This is a genomic window from Nocardiopsis sp. EMB25 (genome assembly GCF_026797795.1).
Taxonomy (GTDB): Bacteria; Actinomycetota; Actinomycetes; order Streptosporangiales; family Streptosporangiaceae; genus Nocardiopsis; species Nocardiopsis lucentensis.
The window spans coordinates 1,438,736-1,457,278 of record NZ_JAMTDN010000001.1; the positions used below are offsets into that span (position 1 = coordinate 1,438,736).

General features: G+C 72.4%; 15 protein-coding genes. 4 read left to right on the forward strand and 11 right to left on the reverse strand.

Annotation, left to right across the window (positions count from 1 at the left end; genetic code table 11):
* Positions 1–90 precede the first annotated feature (90 nt).
* The 6 genes from KIK06_RS06255 to KIK06_RS06280 all read right to left on the reverse strand — a co-directional run bounded on the left by KIK06_RS06255 (position 91) and on the right by KIK06_RS06280 (position 8,125).
* Positions 91–2,097: a hypothetical protein gene (locus KIK06_RS06255; protein ID WP_268642329.1), complete on the reverse strand. Its 2,007-nt coding sequence runs from the start codon at positions 2,095–2,097 to the stop codon at positions 91–93.
* 62 nt (positions 2,098–2,159) lie between these two features.
* Positions 2,160–3,308 carry a 5'-methylthioadenosine/S-adenosylhomocysteine nucleosidase family protein gene (locus KIK06_RS06260; RefSeq protein ID WP_268642330.1) on the reverse strand — a complete coding sequence of 383 codons (1,149 nt, stop codon included), beginning with the start codon at positions 3,306–3,308 and terminating at the stop codon, positions 2,160–2,162.
* Complete coding sequence (locus KIK06_RS06265) at positions 3,305–4,036, reverse strand: NUDIX hydrolase (RefSeq protein WP_040691964.1); 732 nt, start codon at positions 4,034–4,036, stop codon at positions 3,305–3,307. The genes KIK06_RS06260 and KIK06_RS06265 overlap by 4 nt, the downstream gene beginning before the upstream one ends.
* Positions 4,037–4,165: 129 nt before the next feature.
* Complete coding sequence (locus KIK06_RS06270; RefSeq protein WP_442789743.1) at positions 4,166–4,393, reverse strand: hypothetical protein; 228 nt, start codon at positions 4,391–4,393, stop codon at positions 4,166–4,168.
* A gap of 307 nt (positions 4,394–4,700) precedes the next feature.
* Positions 4,701–6,449: an ABC transporter ATP-binding protein gene (locus tag KIK06_RS06275; RefSeq protein ID WP_268642333.1), complete on the reverse strand. Its 1,749-nt coding sequence runs from the start codon at positions 6,447–6,449 to the stop codon at positions 4,701–4,703.
* The gene (locus tag KIK06_RS06280; protein WP_268642334.1) at positions 6,446–8,125 is read right to left on the reverse strand and encodes an ABC transporter transmembrane domain-containing protein; all 1,680 of its coding nucleotides are present in this window, start codon (positions 8,123–8,125) and stop codon (positions 6,446–6,448) included. The genes KIK06_RS06275 and KIK06_RS06280 overlap by 4 nt, the downstream gene beginning before the upstream one ends.
* A 221-nt stretch (positions 8,126–8,346) precedes the next feature.
* On the opposite strand from KIK06_RS06280, the gene KIK06_RS06285 reads away from it, so the two are divergent.
* Entirely contained in the window at positions 8,347–9,504 is a 1,158-nt protein-coding gene (locus tag KIK06_RS06285; protein WP_268642335.1) for a DUF4232 domain-containing protein, read from the forward strand.
* 4 nt (positions 9,505–9,508) lie between these two features.
* On the opposite strand, the gene KIK06_RS06290 is transcribed toward KIK06_RS06285, so the two are convergent.
* Both KIK06_RS06290 and KIK06_RS06295 read right to left on the reverse strand, forming a co-directional pair.
* Positions 9,509–10,456 carry a phosphatidylinositol-specific phospholipase C gene (locus KIK06_RS06290; protein WP_268642336.1) on the reverse strand — a complete coding sequence of 316 codons (948 nt, stop codon included), beginning with the start codon at positions 10,454–10,456 and terminating at the stop codon, positions 9,509–9,511.
* Positions 10,457–10,668: 212 nt separating this feature from the next.
* On the reverse strand, positions 10,669–11,286 hold the full coding sequence (locus KIK06_RS06295) for a TetR/AcrR family transcriptional regulator (protein ID WP_268642337.1): 618 nt from the start codon (positions 11,284–11,286) through the stop codon (positions 10,669–10,671).
* Between the two features lie 108 nt (positions 11,287–11,394).
* Here KIK06_RS06295 and KIK06_RS06300 point away from each other — a divergent pair, with 108 nt between their 5' ends.
* Together KIK06_RS06300 and KIK06_RS06305 are read left to right on the forward strand one after the other, a co-directional pair.
* A complete protein-coding gene (locus tag KIK06_RS06300) occupies positions 11,395–14,625 on the forward strand; it encodes a bifunctional cytochrome P450/NADPH--P450 reductase (protein WP_268642338.1) in 3,231 nt (1,076 codons plus the stop codon).
* A gap of 90 nt (positions 14,626–14,715) precedes the next feature.
* Entirely contained in the window at positions 14,716–15,237 is a 522-nt protein-coding gene (locus KIK06_RS06305; RefSeq protein WP_017602051.1) for a GNAT family N-acetyltransferase, read from the forward strand.
* Positions 15,238–15,298: 61 nt separating this feature from the next.
* Here KIK06_RS06305 and KIK06_RS06310 read toward each other — a convergent pair whose 3' ends face one another.
* Positions 15,299–16,342, reverse strand: coding sequence for an aldo/keto reductase (locus tag KIK06_RS06310; protein ID WP_017602052.1), 1,044 nt, complete (start codon positions 16,340–16,342; stop codon positions 15,299–15,301).
* A 98-nt stretch (positions 16,343–16,440) separates the two neighbouring features.
* On the opposite strand from KIK06_RS06310, the gene KIK06_RS06315 reads away from it, so the two are divergent.
* On the forward strand, positions 16,441–17,052 hold the full coding sequence (locus tag KIK06_RS06315; protein WP_026128235.1) for a TetR/AcrR family transcriptional regulator: 612 nt from the start codon (positions 16,441–16,443) through the stop codon (positions 17,050–17,052).
* Positions 17,053–17,074: 22 nt separating this feature from the next.
* Here KIK06_RS06315 and KIK06_RS06320 read toward each other — a convergent pair whose 3' ends face one another.
* Positions 17,075–17,605 carry a hypothetical protein gene (locus tag KIK06_RS06320; RefSeq protein ID WP_268642340.1) on the reverse strand — a complete coding sequence of 177 codons (531 nt, stop codon included), beginning with the start codon at positions 17,603–17,605 and terminating at the stop codon, positions 17,075–17,077.
* Complete coding sequence (locus tag KIK06_RS06325; RefSeq protein WP_268642341.1) at positions 17,602–18,405, reverse strand: IclR family transcriptional regulator domain-containing protein; 804 nt, start codon at positions 18,403–18,405, stop codon at positions 17,602–17,604. Before KIK06_RS06325 ends, KIK06_RS06320 begins: the two co-directional genes overlap by 4 nt.
* Positions 18,406–18,543: the final 138 nt, after the last annotated feature.

Below are 18,543 nucleotides of genomic sequence, written 5' to 3' on the forward strand. Positions count from 1 at the left end.
CGTGTTGTCCCGGGTTCCGCTGGAAGGCGTGCACCCCCTGGGTGCACGCCCTCGGCCGATATGGTGCACTCTCGCGGGTGCACCGGAGGCTCACCGTACGGGAGCCGCTGGGAGCGGTTGCGTTGATTGCTCGCGTCGCGCCGTACCGTTCCGTGTCGGTGAGGTGGCACCCGCGTCCGAAGGGGCATCGGTCTCGGGGCGCTCGGACGCGAAAGCGGGTGGAGGATCCGTCGCGCGTTCGAACCACGGTTTTCCCTCGGCGGCCATACCTTCGAGAATGCGGAGCGTGTGGGAGAACCCAGCGGCGTCGAGGTTGATATCCGATGCCTCGGCCTGCGGTTCCTCGTCCCCTTGGTCGTGAACGGGAGTGTCGGACACCGGGATGCTCTTGGCCGGTCCGTTGGTCAGCGTGATGTTCAGGGTGTACCGCCGTGCGCTCTTGATCTGCACCCGGACGGAGGAAAGCGCCTCGAAGCGGTAGTTGTCCCGTTCGCTGCGGTGCCACCGTGCCCGCTCGAAATCGAGTTTGGCCGTGGCCTCCCGCACTCCTTCGTTGGTGACCAGGAAGACCCTGATCTCGTACTTTGAGTGGCGCCAAGGTCCTCCCCGCACGCTGGCCGACTTGCAGGGACGGTCCGCTGTCGGGAGGAAAGCGTGGGTGGTGACCTCAGACCAGGCCAGACGATGGTGTTTCAGGGCCTCGTTGAGGATCAGGGTCTTGTCCGCGTTCAACCAGGCCTCCATCTCCGTTTCCGTGGGCATCAGTGCTTCGAGCTTGCCCTTCCACCGTTCGTACTCGGCTTTCCGTGCGGTGAGGACATCCTCCTGCTCCCGGTTCTCCTCCTTGTAACGACGGTGTTCACTGTGGATCCTCAACCACAGGGGAATCGCGAACCTGCCGGCGACCACGGCGAGGAGGACACAGCCCACGGTTGAGACCGGTGACTCCTGGAACGCGATACTGAGGGCTGTCATGGTCGCCGCCGCCGAGAGCAGACACAGGATCACGCATCGTGCTTTGGCCGCCGTTCCCACTGCGTGGATTTCGTCAGGCTCCAGCGGCAGGCCCTTGGTCCAGCGTCGACGAACATCGCGCACCATGAACCGGATCAGCCAGTTCACTGCTCCGTTGCGAACACTGCTCTCCCGGTAGACACGGGCGACCTCATCACGCAGAGACCGGCGTACGCCGATGGTCTGGCTGAGCCACTCGTCCCTGTTCTCCGGTTCGGGGGCGTACTTGGCGAAGTAGTGGTCGAACGCGCGCTCCACATGATCAGCGAAACCGCGCTCGGGCGGACCCGTGCGCGAGCGTCGGTAACCGTACTCCTGTTCCTTGGCGAGCCTGCGCCGGTGCTTGTGGTTCCAGAAGGCGATGTGCCAACCTGCGGCGGGCCCGAAGACGAGCATCGCGAAGCAGGAAATCAGCGACAGCAGGCTCCCCTGGGCCAAGGCGGACTTCATCATGACCGTGACAGGGAACAGGAACGTGCTCGCCAGGATCAGACCTCCGAAGATATCCCGGAGGGCGGTGGATTTCGGCTTGGGCCTCCCGGCCCTGGCCCCGGCGGGTACGGGTTCGAAGTAGACCCAGGCCCGGTCGACCCTTTCGTGGGCGTGTTGCTCCAGTTTGGCGCCCTCCCGGATCTGGTGCCACACACCCTGCTTCATACTTCCGGTGAGTACCAGACCGAGATGGCGCAGAATCAGGTCGCGCTGCACGGTGGGCAGAGCGTCCAGGCGAATCATCGTGTCGGCCGGGTCTCCACCGGAGCCGTCCACGCAGGACAGGAGTCCGAAGACGATGTCCAGGCCCCGCCACCACTCGTTACGTCCTAACGGTGTCCGCCGCCGGGCTGACAGCTCTGCCAGGACCGCGCGGTCCTCCTTGGTGAGATCCCGGTAGGAGCGCTTACTGAGGATGGCCAGAGCCCGATGAAAATGGATCTCCGGGCCGTCGAATCCGCGCGCGTAGGCTCGCTCGAGGTGCTCCCTCGCTTTGACTGGGACTCCGTCCGCGAGGTAACGGCACCCGACTTCGTAATCACGCTCAGGCGGGTCGTCGGGGCCCACTACGTAAATGACGGAGTCGTGCACATGGCCTGCCTGGACCCCGACGTGGGAGCCGGACGCAGCCGTGTTGGCGGTATCAGGCCCGCTCATGAGAGCCCCTTCACCGCGGTGATCAGCGTCGCGACCTGCGCGGCCAGCGACGCCAGGTCGCCGAGCAGGCCCCGCAGGCGCTTCAGGGCCAGGACCGAGGCCTTCCTGCTCTCGGGTGTCCCCTCCTCGATCCCCTTGTCGGCGATGTCGATCTCGGCCGACGCCGCCTCGTGGGTGTCCTCGTCGATGCGTCCCGCCGAGCGCTCCCGCGCCAGTTTCTCCCTGAGGGCAGCGAGTTCGTCCGCGATCCCGGTTCCGCCGGCCCCGGGCGCAGTGAAGGACACGTGGAGCGTGCTGTCGCGCACGTGGCCCGCCTGGACACCGACACTTCCGTAGGCGGTGTTGGTGACATTGCCTCCGTCACCGGAGTTGCTGTCCTTGCGCATGGTGGGGGACTCCTTCTGTCCGATGAGTTCTTCCGCGAGGTCCAGGGCGAAGGCCGCGGCGTTCGCGGCGGCGACCGGCTGCCATTCGCGGTCCGCCTCGCTGGCCTTCGTGCCGTCGGCCCGGTCGCTGATGCCGCGCACGATCGCCACCGGTGCGCCGCTCAGGTGTCCGGCCTGGGCGACTCCGGCGCCCTCCATCTCGATGGCCAACGCGTCGTTGTAGGTCTGCCTGATCCACTCGGCCTCGCGTGAGACCCGGGAGTTCTGCACGATCTCCCCGGCGGCGATGGGGCCCAGGTGCGCCTGAGGGCGCGGCCTCTCCGGCGGCGCGTGCCGGGACCATGCGCCGAGCCTGGCCAGGTGCGCGGCCGTCTGGGCGATGCCGTGCGGTGACTCCCACGCGCGGGGCCGGGCCCTGAGGCCATCGTCTTCGCTGGTTCCGCCGTGGTAGGCGTACACGTGCGTCGCCACGACCACGTCACCCAGGGGAGGCGTGTCCCACAGGGCTCCGGCCACCCCCACGAAGAGCACCGCGGCCGGTGAGAACTCCTGGACGGCCCGCTCGACCAGCACCGCGGACGACTGGTTGCCCTTGCCGGTGAGGCCGAGGACGACACGGCCATGGTCGCCGGGCAGTGTGCCGATCTCGAACCGGGTACCCCGGTCGTGCTGGTACGACTCGGGGGAGCGGAGCCGCTCCCGCACGGCCTTGTATTCCAGGTTCAGAGCGGTCAGCACCACTACGAGGTCGTCGCTCATTCTTCGTTCTCGTTCCGGCTCGGGGACAGGGGCCGCATCATCGGAGGGCGCAGTACCTGTTGGGGGCCTGCTCGGAAGAGGCGCGCGGGGCGTCCCTTGGTCACGCGCCGGTCCGAGACGACCGGGGTGAGGAAGCCCGTCACCGCCTGGACCTTGCGGTAGAAGTTGCGCGGGTCGAGTTCGAACCCCCACACCGCCTCGTAGACCCGTTGCAGTTCGGCGATGGTGAAGGTCTCGTCGCAGAAAGCTGTGGCCAGCGAGGTGTGCTCGATCTTCGAGCGGGCGCGCTCCAGCCCGTCGTCGAGGATCTGCCGGTGGTCGAAGGCGAGCCGTCCGCGGCCCGAGGAGAACTCCTCGACGGGTCGCCAGGAGGCCGCCGAGGCGTCGGTACCGGCTTTGGGTTCGGGCAGGCCGGGTGCGATGGCGAGGTAGGCGACGGAGACGATGCGTCCTCGCGGATCCCGGCCGGGGCTTCCGTAAGCGCCTAACTGCTCCAGGTGGAGTTCCGTCGCGTCGAGGTTGGCTTCTTCGCGCAGTTCCCGACAGGCGGCGTCGAAGACGTCCTCGCCGGAATCGGCGATGAACCCGCCGGGGAGGGCCAGTTCGCCTTTGTGGGGGTCGATGCCTCTTTCGATGAGGAGGACGTGAAGGGCTGAGGACCGCAGGGTCAGGATGACCAGGTCAACGGTCAACAGCACAGGGGGTGGTTGCCAGGTTTCGTTCGGCATGCGCTGATCTTAGCTTCCTGTCAGTTCGACAGGAAGACTTTTTGGAAAATGGTTCTCATGGTTCTTGATTGGCCTGTGTGGTTTATGTTTGTAGTGATTTGCAAGTTATTCATTGATTTGGAGCTCATCTCAAAAGCCGTCGGTGTGCTTGGCCGGGAAGGTGGAGGCCTTGCGTTCCCAGCGCACGTTCAACGTGCGGTAGGAGCCCGGCCAGGCGATTGCGCGCTCGATCGTGTACCGGTGGCGGCCCAGCCGCTGGGAGGACTCGACGCCGGGTCGGGCGAGGCGCACGTTGATCCCGCGTTCGCGCAGCCAGCGGCGCCGGTCACGGGAGCGGTAGGCCTTGCCTCCGACCACGCCAAGCTCCGCTCACCTGGTGATCGGGCCATCGCCCGGCTCAAGAACCGGGACATCCTGCGCCGGCTGCGGTGCTGCTCGCACCGGGCCGGTGAGATCACCCGAGCCGTGCTCGTGCCTCAACTCCGCGAGACAGGATGAAAAGCGCTCAATGAAGAGCCTGGTGTGTGCCGGGTCGCCCGGGCCCCGCGCCACACCGCGGAGGAGCCGCTGGCCTCTACGACGCGTCCACGGCGATCGTGGGGGCGCTGTCCGACCGCCTCCGGCTCCGTGGCGCACTCCCGTCGCCGCCGGGTGGGAGGACGCCTCAGCGGCGGTCGGACCACGCCCTCCACAGGGCGGCGTAGGGCCCGTCCGCCGCCACCAGCTCCTCGTGCGGACCCGACTCGACCACACGGCCGCCGTCGAGGACCACGACCCGGTCGGCCTCGGCCGCCTGGGTCAGCCGATGGGCGACCACCAGCCCGGTGCGGCCGTCCAGGGCACGGGACGCGGCCTCCTCCAGCTCACGCGCGCCCGCGCTGCCCGCGTCGGCGGTCGCCTCGTCCAGGACCGCGATCGGGCGGTCGGCCAGCACCAGGCGTGCCAGCGCGAGCTGCTGCGCCCGGGCCGGGGTCAGTGCGTGCCTGCCCGCGCCCACCACCGTCGCGACCCCGTCCGGCAGGGACTCGACCCAGGCCCGCGCCCCCACGGTCTCCAGGGCGCGCAGGAGGTCGGCCTCGCCCGCCTCGGGGCGGGCGAGGCGAAGGTCCTCGGCGAGCGGACCGGCGAACACGTGCACTTCCTGGCTGACCAGCGTGACCGCCTGACGCGCCGCCGCCGGTCCGGTGCCGGCCAGATCGAAGCCGCCCACCCTCAGCGAGCCCTCCGCGGCGGGGTGGACCCCCGCGACCAGCTTGGCCAGGGTGGACTTGCCCGCGCCGCTCGCCCCGACCAGGGCCACTCGCTCCCCGGGCCGCACCTTGAGGTCGACACCGGACAGGACCGGGGACCCCGGACGGTAGGAGTGGCCCACCCCCGACAGGACGAGCGAGCCGTCCGGAGCGGAGAGGGGGCCGGGTTCGGGCTCGGCGGGCAGGTCGCACACCCCGATCATCCGGGCCAGGCTCGCGCGCGCCTTCTGGGCCTCGTCGGCCAGCCCCAGGGCCGTGTTGATCGGGTTGAACAGGTTCTGGAAGTACAGCGCCGCGGCGGTCGCGGTCCCGATCGTGGCCATGTTCCGGTCCACGAGCCAGAACCCGGCGACGAGTACACCGGAGAGCCCGACGAACTCCGCCAGGTTGAGGTTGCCGAAGAACCGCGTGGCCACGCCCGTCCCGGCCACGGCCAGGTCGGCGGCCCGCTGCGATGACGTCCCGACGCCCCGGGTGTGCGCTTCGGCCAGGCCGAGGGCCCGCACGGTCCGCGCGCCGCTGATCGTGCCGAGCAGGCGGTGCTGACGCGCGCCCACCGCGCGGCGGTGCTCGTCGTACACCGGCGCGGCCCCGCGCTGGTAGCGGCGCAGCGCGATCACCTGGACCGGCGCCGACAACAGCGCCGCCAGCAGGAACCGCCAGTCCAGCAGCGCCAGGGCGCCCAGGGTGAGGACGATGGTGAGCACAGCCTGGGCCAGCTGGGGGAAGGCGTCCCGCACGGACCGGGTCACCGCCGTGACGTCTCCGGTGACCCGGGAGGTCAGGTCACCGGACCCGGCCAGCTCCACGCGTTCCAGCGGCAGTCGCAGCGCCCGGTCGACGAACCGCTCGCGCAGCTCGGCGGCCACGTCCTCACCCAGGCGCGCCACCCCGGCGATCCCCAACGCGTTGCCGGCGCCGCTGACCACGGCGACGGCCACCAGCGCGACGACCGGTACGACCAGCGCCTCGGGTCCGGTGCCGGCCACGACGGCGTCGACGACACGGCCGAGGATCGCGGCGGTGGCCAGGCCCACGGCGGTGGCGCCGGTGAGAGCGCCCAGGGACCAGAGCGCCGTGGCCCAGCGCTCGCGCAGCAGGGCCGCGACGGCCTCCCGGACACGGGCGGTCGTCGCGGTGGGCAGCAGGTGGTCCGCGCTCACGCGAGCACCGCCCTTCGGTAGGAGTCGCTGTCGCGGGCCAGGTCGGCGTGGCTTCCGCGGGCCGTCACGGTGCCCTCCTCCACCAGCAGGACGGTGTGGGCCGCCTCCAGCAGAGCGGGGCTCGTGGTGATCAGGACGGTGGTCCGGCCCCGGCGCATCGCCGCCACGCGTTCGGCCACGCGTGTCTCGGTGACCGTGTCGACGGCGGTGGTCGGGTCGTGCAGGACCAGCACCGGCGGGTCGGCGGCCAGTGCCCGGGCGAGTGCGACACGCTGGCGCTGACCGCCCGACAGCGACCGTCCCCGTTCGGTCAGTTCGGTGGCCGCCCCGTGCGGCAGCGCGGAGGCCACCTCGTCGGCGGTGGCCGCGGCCAGGGCGTCCTCCACCGATCCCGACGCGGCGACGGCCACGTTGTCGGCCAGCGACGCCTCGAACAGCGCGGCGTCGTGTTCGCCGACCAGGACCGCGCGGCGCAGATCGGTCAGAGCGAGCTTGGTCGTGTCCACCCCGTCGACCTCGACCGTCCCCCGCTCGGGGTCCACGTCGCGGGACAGGCAGGCGATCAGGTCGGCGGCGGCCGCCGGGTCGGGGGCGACCACGCCGACCAGGCTCCCGGGGGCGATGTCGGCGTCCACACCGCGCAGTGTGGAGTGGTGGAGGTCGCGCAGGCGCACGGTGCCCTCGGGCGCCGCGGGCAGGGTGGCGGTGCCGTCGGGTACCGCCCACGGCGCGTCGAGCACCTCGGCGACCCGGTCGGCCGAGGCCCGCGCCCGGGCGAGCACGCCGTTGACGAAGCCGAGCCCCCGGAAGGGGCCGTGGAGGTACTGGGCCAGGCCCACGGCGGCGACCAGGCCGCCGACGCTGATGTCGCCCCGCATGGCCAGCACCGCCCCGGCCAGGGCCACGGCCGCGATGAAGCCGCCGGTCAGCGCCAGCACGGCTCCGTCGTGCCCGGCTTGGGCGCGGGAGGCGTGGAGCGCGGCGGTCAGGGAGGCGCGGCTGGTGGCGCGGTAGCGGTCCGCGGCGGCGGCCTCGGCGCCCAACCCCTTGACCACGCGCAACCCCGCGACCAGGTCGGCGGCGGTACCGGAGGCCCGGGCGGCGCGCTCCTGCTCCCCCTCGCTGCGGCGGGCCAGCGGTCGGCCGACCAGGTGGGTGAGGTAGAGCAGCGGCGGTGTGCCCAGCAGCACCAGCAGTCCCAGGGGGACCGACACACGCAACAGCGCGGCGGCGCTGACCACCAGACCGGCCGCGCACGCCACCGCCACGGGGATCCGTCCCACGGCCTGCCCGACCCGTTCGGCGTCGCCGGAGGCGATGTTGGTCAGGGCGCCGGGCAGACGACCGCGCTCGGCGCCGCCGCGCGGGTCCAGGACCCGGCGGGTCAGCCGCAGCCGCAGGTCGTGGGCGGCCTGCTCGGCGGCGCGCTCGGCGATCCGGGCGCCGAACCGGTAGCTGAACGACAAGGCGACGAACACGGCGGCGAGTGCCGCCAGCCAGCCCAGCAGGGCGCTGCCGGATCCGGTGGTCACGGCGCGGTCGATGACCACACCGATGACGACCGGTACCAGCGCCTCGCCCGTCTGGTGGCCCGCGGCCAGGACGGAGGCCCCGGCCACACGGCGGCGCTGTCCTTTGAGGGCGCCCCGCAGTACGGCGCGTCCAGACGCGCTCACGAGGCGGGCCCGGTGCGCGATATCCGATGATCCCGTCTCCGGCGGCAGGGCATCGCGGCGCGCATAGGGGTCCTCCTCGGTTCGGGACGGCGTCCAGTAAAGCAAGGCTTGCCTAACAGGGCAACTCCGGGAAGTCCCGAGAGCGCGGGGTCCCGACGGTCCGCCGGGGTGGGACACGGCCCCCGCGCGGGCCCTGGAACACCGGTCGGTACCCTTCCCCGATGGCTGTGACACGCGATCTCCGGGCCCTCTGGCCCGCCGGGCTCACCGCGTCGGCGCTGTGGGTCGGCTGCTCCCACGCCCATGACCTCCTGGGCGGTATCGGCCCGCAGTTCAACCGCGTCCTCGGTTACGCGGTGCCGCGGACGATCCCACCGGCGCTCTGGGATCGGCCCTCTCCCTGGCCCCTCCTGCTCGTGGCCGCCTCGACCGCGGTCCTGCTCGTGGCCTACCTGCTCGTCGCCTCGCTCATGCCCACCGGGCCCTCCGTGCCCCGCGCGCACCGTCTCCCGGCCCTGTGGTTCGCCGCCGTCGCGGCCGGGGCCACCGCGAGCCTGACGGCTCTGGCCGGGGTGGTCGCGGCGGACCCCGCCATGGACTCGGTGGCGTTCGCCGTCCTCGCCGACGAGGCCCCCTTCACGGGGGCCTACTGGGGGCTGCTGTGGGGATGGCTGCCCGCGCTCCTGGCCCGGAGGGCTCCCGGCGCGCCTCCCCCGGCCCCCGGTGAGGCGGCGACCGACCGGATCGTCCTGGCGGTCCTGCTCGTGCTGACCGCGCTCCTGTCCGCCGTCGTCTCCGCCGCGGGCGCGCGCGACTTCCGGGAGCGGCTCGGCGAGCAGTTCCCGGAGCGGGGCGCCCAGGACACGAGCGACTCCCCGGCGCCCGAGGCCACCGCGTCCGCCGAGACGGAGCCCGTCCCGCTGCCCGAGGTGGCCCCCGGAGCCGCCGAACCCGACCCCGCCTGGTGCGGACCGGACCAGAGCACGCTGCGTCCGGAGGGCCGCCCGGTCTCCGCGACCGGCCACCGGGGGCTCCCGGTGCGGCTCACGAACGACTCCGACGAGCCCTGCGTCCTGAACGGCTACCCCGACGTGGCCTTCGCGGACGAGAGGGGGGAGCTGCCCGGGGTGACGGTCGTGCGGGGAAGGTCCTTCATGGCCGAGGACGCCGGTGCCGTGGAACTGAGCGTGCCGCCGGGCGGCACGGCGGAGTTCGTGCTCGGCTGGGACGCGATGGCCACGGCGGGCGCGCGCGTGGCCTCTGTCCTGTACGTCGCGCCGCACGCCGGGATGGTCCGCGAGTCCTGGCCGGTCCCCACCGACATCGCCGAGGGCGGCGAGGTCGCCGTGACGGCGTGGCGGTTGGTGACCGTCGACTGAGGTCCTAGGCCCTCGGGTTGCGGGCCAGGACGAGGTCGGTGAGCTCCTGGCTGGGGAAGTCCATCACCACGACCCCGGTCCGGTGCGCGGTCGAACCCCGCAGGTGGTCCAGGGCGTACTCGTTCACCCCCCACAGGCCGAACGCGCCCCAGGCCACCTCGCGCGGGTTGGCCCACGGGGCGCCGCTGCCGCTGAGGTGGTTGACGTACAGGATGTCCTCCGGGCCCGAGGCGGCGGCGCCGAAGTGGGCGCGCGCCTTCTCCCACTTGTCGGGGATGTCGAACAGGGTGGGCACCCGGTAGTCGTCCTGGATGTCGAGGGCGGGGCCGTTCCACCGCACGCCGTAGTCGCGCGTGGCCGCGAAGTCCTGCACGATCACGATCCGTCCCCGCGCCTCACCCAGGCTGGGCACGCGGTCGCCGCCCCGCTCCCCGGGAACCCACAGGTGCGCGGTGAGCAGGTCGCGGGTGTCGGGGTCGTGCTGTATGTAGTGGTCCAGGGTCTCCTCGTAGGTGCGGGTGTTCTCCTCCTCCGTGTGCTCCTTCTTCATCCGCATCAGCACCGTCTCGGCGGGGTGCCTGGCGAGGAAGGCGCTGACGTCGCGCACGACGTCGGTGAAGTTGAGGTGCAGGTACTCGGCGCCGTGGTGGATGGTGAACGCGTCCCGGTAGTGGCGCGTGCGCACGTCCAGGAAGCGCACACCGGAGTCGAGCTGGCCGGTGAGCGTCAGGTCCTGCGTACGCGACCACACACTGCCGGTCCACGCGCCGCTATCGTGCGTTCCGGGCAGCGACATCGAGGTCACAGGGGTGGTGTCGGGCAGGCGCCCCATCCAGGAGGTGCGCGTGGCGGCGGCCGGGGCCGCGGACGCGGGCGGGGGAGCGGCCAGGAGGCCGACGGCGGCGGTCAGCGCGGCGCCCAGCACGGCGCGTCGTCGGGGGATGGACGGCATGGGGGGTGTCCTTCGCCGGTGGGGGACGGGCGGACCGCGCGGTCCGCCCCGGTCGCCGTCCACCCTGGCACGCGTCGGGGCCCGTGGCCATCCTCCCTACGCGTGAAGGACGGCGACGGCGCGAGGCTGGGAGGATCGCCGAGGCCATGCCGGGCTCGGCCGAGGTCGCGCGGCGGCCCCCGGCCACGGTCGTGCCGGTCGGCGCCCCGGCGTCAGGCGGAGGGGGTGCGCTCGCCGAGGGTCAGGGCCGTGGTGGCGGTGACCAACTGGTCGAGGCACGTCCGCTCGGCGGCCTCGTCCGGCTCCGCCAGGTGCTGGTTGATCATCCCCTCCAGCCCGCAGAGGAGGAAGCGGGCCACGGACTCGGCGGGTGCGGCGAACGTCACCCCGTGCCGACGGGCGATGGCGGTCAACAGCTCCGCGGCCACCGCGTACATGTTGGCGTTGTGCTCGGCGATGGCGGCGCGCAGCGTGGGGTCCCGCAGGGACTGGACGCACAGTTCGATCCACAGCAGCTTCTCCGCCGTGTCCTCGCGCACGTCGCGCCACAGCTCGGCGACGGTGTCGGCGACGTCCTCGCGAAAGCTCCTCCCGCCCGTCCGCTCGGCGGTGGGCCGGATCCGTTCCACGACCCGGCGGCTGAGTTCGTCCATGATCGCCCGGGTGAACTCGGCCTTGGAGCCGAACACGTAGTGGACGGTCATCTGCGCCACGCCCAGCTCCGCCGCGATCGCCCGGGTGCTGCCCGCCGCCGCCCCCTCCCTGGTCATCAGGTCGATCGCCGTGTCGATGAGCTGGGAGCGCCGTTGCGCCGCGGGGACGTGTGCCATGGCGCCCATCGTACCGAGAACCCCGCCCCTACTTGTCACCGTGACTTGGTCATGTAACTTGGTCATACGACAAAGTCAGTCGCATTCCTTGAATCCGAAGGGGAACCCGTGACATCCACACCGACGCTCGCCCCGATTCCCGAGCCCCAGGGCCTGCCCCTGCTCGGCCACACCCTGGAGATCGCCGGACAGCGCGGATTCGTCGGCGGCCTGACCCGGATGCACCGGGAGGCCGGCCCGATCATCCGTGTCCGCGTGCCCGGGGAGGAGTTCCTCAGCGTGACCGGTGCCGACCTGGTGGCCGAGGTCTGTGACGAGACCCGGTTCCGTAAGGGCGTCCACGACGCCCTGCTGTTCCTGCGCACCATGGTCGGCGACGGACTGTTCACCGCCTTCAGCGACGAACCCAACTGGCGCAAGGCCCACGACATCCTCATGCCCGCCTTCTCCCTGGGGGCGATGCGCGACTACCACGACACGATGCTCGACGTCGCGCGCGGCCTGCTCGCGAAGTGGGACCGGGCGGGCGACGAGCCCGTCGACGTGGTCGGCGACATGACCCGGCTCACCTTCGACACCATCGGCCGCTGCGGCTTCGGCTATGACTTCGGCTCCTTCGACCGCGACGACCTGCACCCCTTCGTCACCGCCATGGCGGGGAGCCTGGGGTACGCGCAAAAGCGCGGCACCTACCTGCCCGGCACCGAACCCCTCCACGTCCGGGCGAACCGTTCCTTCCAGGCCGACGTCGCCTACATGAACACCACCGTCGACGAGGTGATCGGACGGCGCCGCCGGTCGGGTGACACCGACACCTCCGACCTGCTCGGACGGATGCTGCACACCCCGGACCCGGTGACCGGCGAACTCCTGGACGACGTCAACATTCGCAACCAGGTCATCACCTTCCTCATCGCCGGACACGAGACCACCAGCGGCGCCCTGTCCTTCGCGCTGCACTACCTCACCAAGCACCCCGAGGTCCTCGCCCGTGCCCAGGCCGAGGTGGACGCGCTGTGGGGCGACACCGACCGGCCCGAGCCCACCCACGCCGACGTGGGCCGGCTCCCGTACGTCCGCCAGATCCTCAACGAGTCCCTGCGGCTGTGGCCCACCGCGCCCGCCTTCTCCGTGGAGCCACTGGAGGACACCGTGGTCGGCGGTCGGCACCGCGTGGCCGCGGGCACACCCCTCGTCGTCTTCATCCCCGGACTGCACCGGGAACCGGAATGGGGCGACAACGTCGAACTCTTCGACCCCGACCGCTTCACGCCCGAACGCGCCGAGGCCCGGCCCCCGCACGTCTTCAAGCCGTTCGGCAACGGGGAACGCGCCTGCATCGGCCGCCAGTTCGCCCTGCACGAGGCGGTCATGGTGCTGGGGCTGCTCATCCACCGCTACCGGTTCATCGACCACGCCGACTACGAGCTCAAGGTCAAGGAGACCCTGACCGTCAAGCCCGACGGGTTCACCCTGCGGCTGGCGCGCCGCACCGGCGCCGACCGTGCGCGGGCCGCGGCCCCGACGCCGACCGCCGCCGCGTCCGCGGTCACCGCGGGAACCGACGGGACCGGCGCCGCGACGACCCGCCGCGCCCCCGGCACGGCGCTCACCGTCCTGTACGGCTCCAACCTCGGTACCTGCGCCGCGATCGCCCGCGACCTGGCCGAGGACGCCGCCGAGCACGGCTTCGCCCCCACCACCGCCGCCCTCGACCAAGCCGTCGACCGCCTCACCCGCGACGCGGGGCCCGTGCTCGTCGCCACCGCCTCCTACAACGGCAGGCCCACCGATGACGCGGCGGAGTTCGTCGACTGGCTGGAGGGACTGGAGCCCGGCTCCCTGGACGGCGTCGAGTACGCCGTGCTGGGCGTTGGCGACCGCAACTGGGCGGCCACCTACCAGCGCGTCCCCACGCTCATCGACGACCTCCTGCACGCGGCCGGCGCCACCCGCCTGGGGCCACGCGGCGCGGCCGACACCTCCGGTGACTTCTCCGCCGCCGTGGACGCCTGGACGGCGGCGACCCGGGCACTCCTCCTCGACCGCCACGGCGAGGAGACCGCCGGTGCGCCCGCCCAGGACACGGACGCGACCGACGCCGACCTGCCGCCCTACACCGTGGCCGATGCCGCGGCCTCGGCCGAGGACCAGCTCGCCCACCACCACGGACTGCGGCCCATGCGCGTGCTGGAGTCGCGCGAACTGGTCGACACCGACCACCTCCTGGGCCGATCCAAGCGGTTCGTTCGCCTGGAACTGCCCGAGGGCCTCGCCTACCGGACCGGAGACCACCTGGCCGTCCTGCCGAGTAACGCCCCCGACCTGGTGCGCCGTGTCGCCGACCGCCTCGGCCTGGACCTTCGGCGCACGGTGCGGATCACGCCCCGGCGCCGGACCCGCGGCGCCCTGCCCGTCGACCGCCCGCTCACCCTGGAACGGCTGCTGTCGGACTACGTCGAACTCCAGGCGCCCGCCACCCCGGCCCAGATCGCCGTCCTGGCCGACCACACCCCCTGTCCGCCCGAACGCCGCCCCCTCCTGGAGCTGGCCGGGCTGTCCGACGACGACTTCGCCGAGCGGGTGACGCGGCCCGGGGTCAGCGTCCTGGACCTGCTGGAGGACCACCCCGCCTGCCAGCTCCCCCTGGAGCACTACCTGGGGATGCTCCCCGAGCTGCGCCCCCGGCGCTACTCGATCTCCTCCTCCGCCAACGCCAGCCCGGACGGCGTCGACCTCATGGTCGCCGCGCTCACGGGCCCCCACCGCCGCGGCCGGGGGACCTACCGGGGGACGGCCTCGCACCACATGGCCCGCCTGGCCCCCGGTGACACCGTGTGGGCGCGCGTCCTTCCCTGCGCCGACCGGTTCCGGCCGTCCAGGGACGGCACCCCGCTGATCATGGTCTGCGCCGGCACCGGTCTGGCGCCCTTCCGCGGCGCGGTCGCCGACCGGGTCCACGCGGGCGAGTACGGAGCGGCCCTGCTCTACTTCGGGTGCGACCACCCGGACGTGGACTTCCTGCACCGGGAGGAGTTGGCGGCGGCCGAGCGGTCCGGCGCGGTCAGCCTCCGCCCCGTCTTCAGCGAGGCGCCGGTCGACGGCGCACGGTTCGTGCAGCACCGCCTCGCGGCCGAGGCCGCCGAGGTCTGGTCACTGCTCCAGGAGGGCGGCCGCGTCCACGTGTGCGGGGACGGGCGCGCCATGGCACCCGGGGTGCGCGACGCGCTCGTGCGGATCCACCGGGAGATGACGGGCTCCGATCCGGCCGGGGCGGAGCACTGGTTGGCGGACCTCGTCGCCTCCGAACGGTACGTGGAGGACGTCTGGTCGGGATGATCGCCCAGGTCAAGGCGGATGCGGCGGGGGTCGTACATATGAGCGGCGGCCCCCTGTCGCGGTCGCGCCGTCCGGGTTACCGTGGATCGTATGAGCCTTGAGCTGCCGACCGACCGACTCCTCATCCGGGAGTGGGAGCTGGACGACGCGGAGGCGGCCCTGCGCATCTACGGGGCCGAGGAAGTCGCGCGCTGGCTGACGCCGGAGTGGCAACCGGTGACCGACATCGACGCGATGCGCTCGGTACTGCACGCCTGGATCGAGGCGGGTCCCAACCTGACCCCGCCCGCGGGCCGGTGGGCGGTCGTGCGCGTCTCCGACGGCGAACTCGTGGGAGGGCTGTCACTCAAACTGCTCCCGCCCTTCGAGGAGGACTTCGAACTCACCTGGGCGATCCGTCCCGACCTGTGGGGCCAGGGGTACGCGAGCGAGGCCAGCCAGGCCATCTCCGACTGGGCCTTCAAGCAGGGCATCGAGGAGCTCTTCGCGGTCGCGCGGCCGGACAACGAGCGGGCGATCTCGGTGGCGCGCCGACTCGGCATGGAGTGGGTCGGCGAGACCGAGAAGTACTACGGCATGCGTCTTCAGGTGTTCCGCATGCGCCCCACCTGACCGACACGGCCGCGGGCTGCCCGGCCGGGAACCGATCCCCGGCCGGGCAGCCCGCGCGTTCTCACGCCCTGGCGAACATCGGCGGGTCCAGCCGGGCGAACCCCTCCTGGCGGTGGTACGGCGAGCGGGGGTAGGGCGGCTCCTGGTGGCTGACGGCGTCCAGGCGCGCCACCTGCGCGGGGGTCAGGTCCCACCCGACCGCGCCCAGGTTCTCGCGCAGCTGGTCCTCGTCGCGCGCGCCGACGATCACGGAGGAGACCGTGGGCCGGCGCAGCAGCCAGTTCATCGCGATCTGGGGGACGGTGCGGCCGGTCTCCTCGGCGATCTCGACCAGGACGTCGACCACGTCGAACAGGAGCTCCTCGTCCACGGCCGGTCCGAGGGAGGCGGTCCGGTGCAGGCGGCTGCGCTCGGGCAGCGGTGCGCCGCGACGGATCCGCCCGGTCAGCCGACCCCACGCCAGCGGGCTCCACACCAGTGCGCCCACCCCCTGGTCGGCGGCCAGCGGCATGAGTTCCCATTCGTATTCGCGGCCGACGAGCGAGTAGTAGACCTGGTGGGCGACGTACCGGGGCAGGCGCAGGCGGTCGGCTGCGGCCAGCGCCTTCATCAGCTGCCATCCCGCGTAGTTGGACACGCCCACGTAGCGGACCTTGCCGTCGCGCACGAGGGTGTCCAGCGCGGACAGGCTCTCCTCGACCGGAGTGGCGGCGTCGAATCCGTGCAGCTGGAGCAGGTCGACGCGGTCGGTGTCCAGACGGCGCAGCGCCCGTTCGGTGCCGTCGATGATCCGTGAGCGCGACGTGCCCGCGTCCTGGGGGCCCTCGCCCATGGGCAGGCCGAGCTTGGTGGAGATGAGCGCCCGGTCACGGCGGCCGCGCAGGGCCGCGCCCAAGGCCTCCTCCGCGGCGCCGTCGGAGTAGACGTCGGCGCTGTCGAACAGGGTCACCCCCGCCTCCAGGGCGATGTCGACCAGGCGGCGGGCCTGGCGGTGGTCGCCTGTGCCCCACTCGCCGAACAGCGGACCCCGGCCGGCGAAGGTTCCCGTGCCCAGACTCAGCTCGGGCACGCGCAGACCGCTCGCGCCCAGGGTTCGGTACTGCATGACGATCCTCCCACTCGAGCTCTAACGGGACAGTAGTTCCGTTAGTATGAAGCGCACGCTAGCATGAAACGCGAGTTAACGGAACGGGAGTCCCTTTAATGGCGAGGGGTGAGGAGCCGGGCACCGTACGGCCCGGTGGGAGGACGGCGCGCGTGCGCGCGGCGGTGCTCCGCGCGGCCGGTGACGCGCTGGCCGAGCACGGAGTGGACCGGCTCGACCTGGCCGACGTGGCCAGGCGCGCCGAGGTCGGCAGGACGACCGTCTACCGCCGCTGGGGGAGCGTGCCCGCCCTGGTGGCCGACCTGTTGGAGGACATGGCCGAGCAGTCCCTGCCCAGGGCGGAGACGGGATCGCTGCTGGAGGACCTGACCGCCAACGCCCGCCTCGTGCGCACCACCCTGGCCGACCCCCGCCAGGGAGCGCTCTTTCGGGCCGTGATCGCCGCCGCCACCTGCGATGACCGGACCGCGCGGGCACTGCACCGGTTCTACGCCACCCGTATCGGGGAGTGGGCGCCCTGCGTGGACGCGGCCGTCGAGCGAGGGGAGGTGCCTCGGGGCACCGACGCCCGGGAGGTGGTTCGCGCGGTCTCGGCGCCGCTGTACTACCGCGCGCTCATGAGCGGCGACCCCCTGGACGAGGACAGCGCGCCGCGTGCGGCCCGGGCCGCGTTCGAGGCGGCCAGGGCCGGTGCGTACGTGCGCTCGTGAGGGGCGGCCGTCCAGGCGACGCTCACCCGGGTCCGGGCGCGTCCAGGTTCCACGCGGCGGGCAGGTCCGCGTCGCAGAACACGCACGCGTAGAAGTCGTCCTTGACGAGGTTGCGCTCACCGCACTCCGGGCAGCGCCGGAAGACGAACGGCGACGTCAGACCGTCGGGACGGCCGATCCCGGCCCGGTCCAGAGCGGCGGCCACGGCCGGCCAGCAGTCGGGGTCGGGGCAGTACCCGGTCGACTGGTTGCTCACCTCGACCACGCGCCAGCCGTCCCCGCGCCGCTCGAAGGTGATCTCCCCGGCGGCCAGGACCCGCTCCCCTCCGGCGCAGACCACGTGCTCACCTCGCCGGGGAGCGAGGCGGAGCACACCGTCGACCCCGACGACGAAGGTGAACGGCTCCTCCCGCTCACCGGGTGCGCGCGTGGCCAACCACGCGGCCAGGTCGTCCGGTCCGCCCACGGGCTGACCGCCCGCCCCGGCGCGGACCAGGGCGAGCGGTTCGGCGGGTCCGACGTAGGCGTACCGACGGGAGGCGGAACCGGTCACCGCTCCGCGTCCCGGCGCGCCACCGAGGCCAGGTCGGCCTCGATCAGCGCCGCGGTCTCCAGCAGGGCGGGCAGTAGGCGTTCACGGACGTCCTCCAGCGAGGACCGGGCCGCGTGCGCGGACACGTTCACGGCCGCGACCACCCGGCCGCACGCGTCGCGGACGGGCGCGGCCAGGGCGCGCAGCCCCTCCTCCAGTTCCTGGTCCACGACCGCGTAGCCGCGGCCGCGTACGCGTACCACCTCGGCGCGCAGTTCGGCGGGGTCGGTGATGGTGTGCCGGGTGAGTTTCGGGAGTTCGGTCCCGGTGAGGAAGGTGTCGAGCGCCTCGTCGTCGAACCCGGCGAGCAGCACCCGGCCCATCGACGTCGCCGCCGCGGGGAAGCGGGTGCCCACGGTGATCGCCACGGTCATGATGCGCAGCGTGGCCACCCGGGCGACGTAGACGATCTCGTCGCCGTCCAGGACGGACACCGACGCCGACTCGCGGACCCGGGCCGACAGGTCTTCCAGATGCGGTTGGGCGACGTCGGGCAGTCCCGCGGAGCACACATAGGCGTAGCCGAGCTCCAGCACGCGCGGGGTCAGGGAGAACAAACGTCCGTCGGTGCGCACATAACCCAAGTCGGTCAGCGTGAGCAGGAAGCGCCGCGCGGCGGCGCGGGTCAGGTCGGTCGCACGGGCCACGTCGCTCAGGGTCATGGACGGCCGTTCGGCGGAGAAGGCGCGGATCACCGTCAGTCCCCGCTCCAGGGACTGCACGAAGTGGGTGCCGCGGGCCGGTTCGGCTTCGGTGGACATGGGGCCTTCCTGGTCGGGTCCGGGGGGTGGGCGGGAGCGGGAACGCCCGTGGTAGCTGCGATGTTGTCATACCGTTCGACCGTCGTCACTCCCCAGGGTGAGAGGATCGGCGGGCCGTGAACACGGGTAGGACCGGCG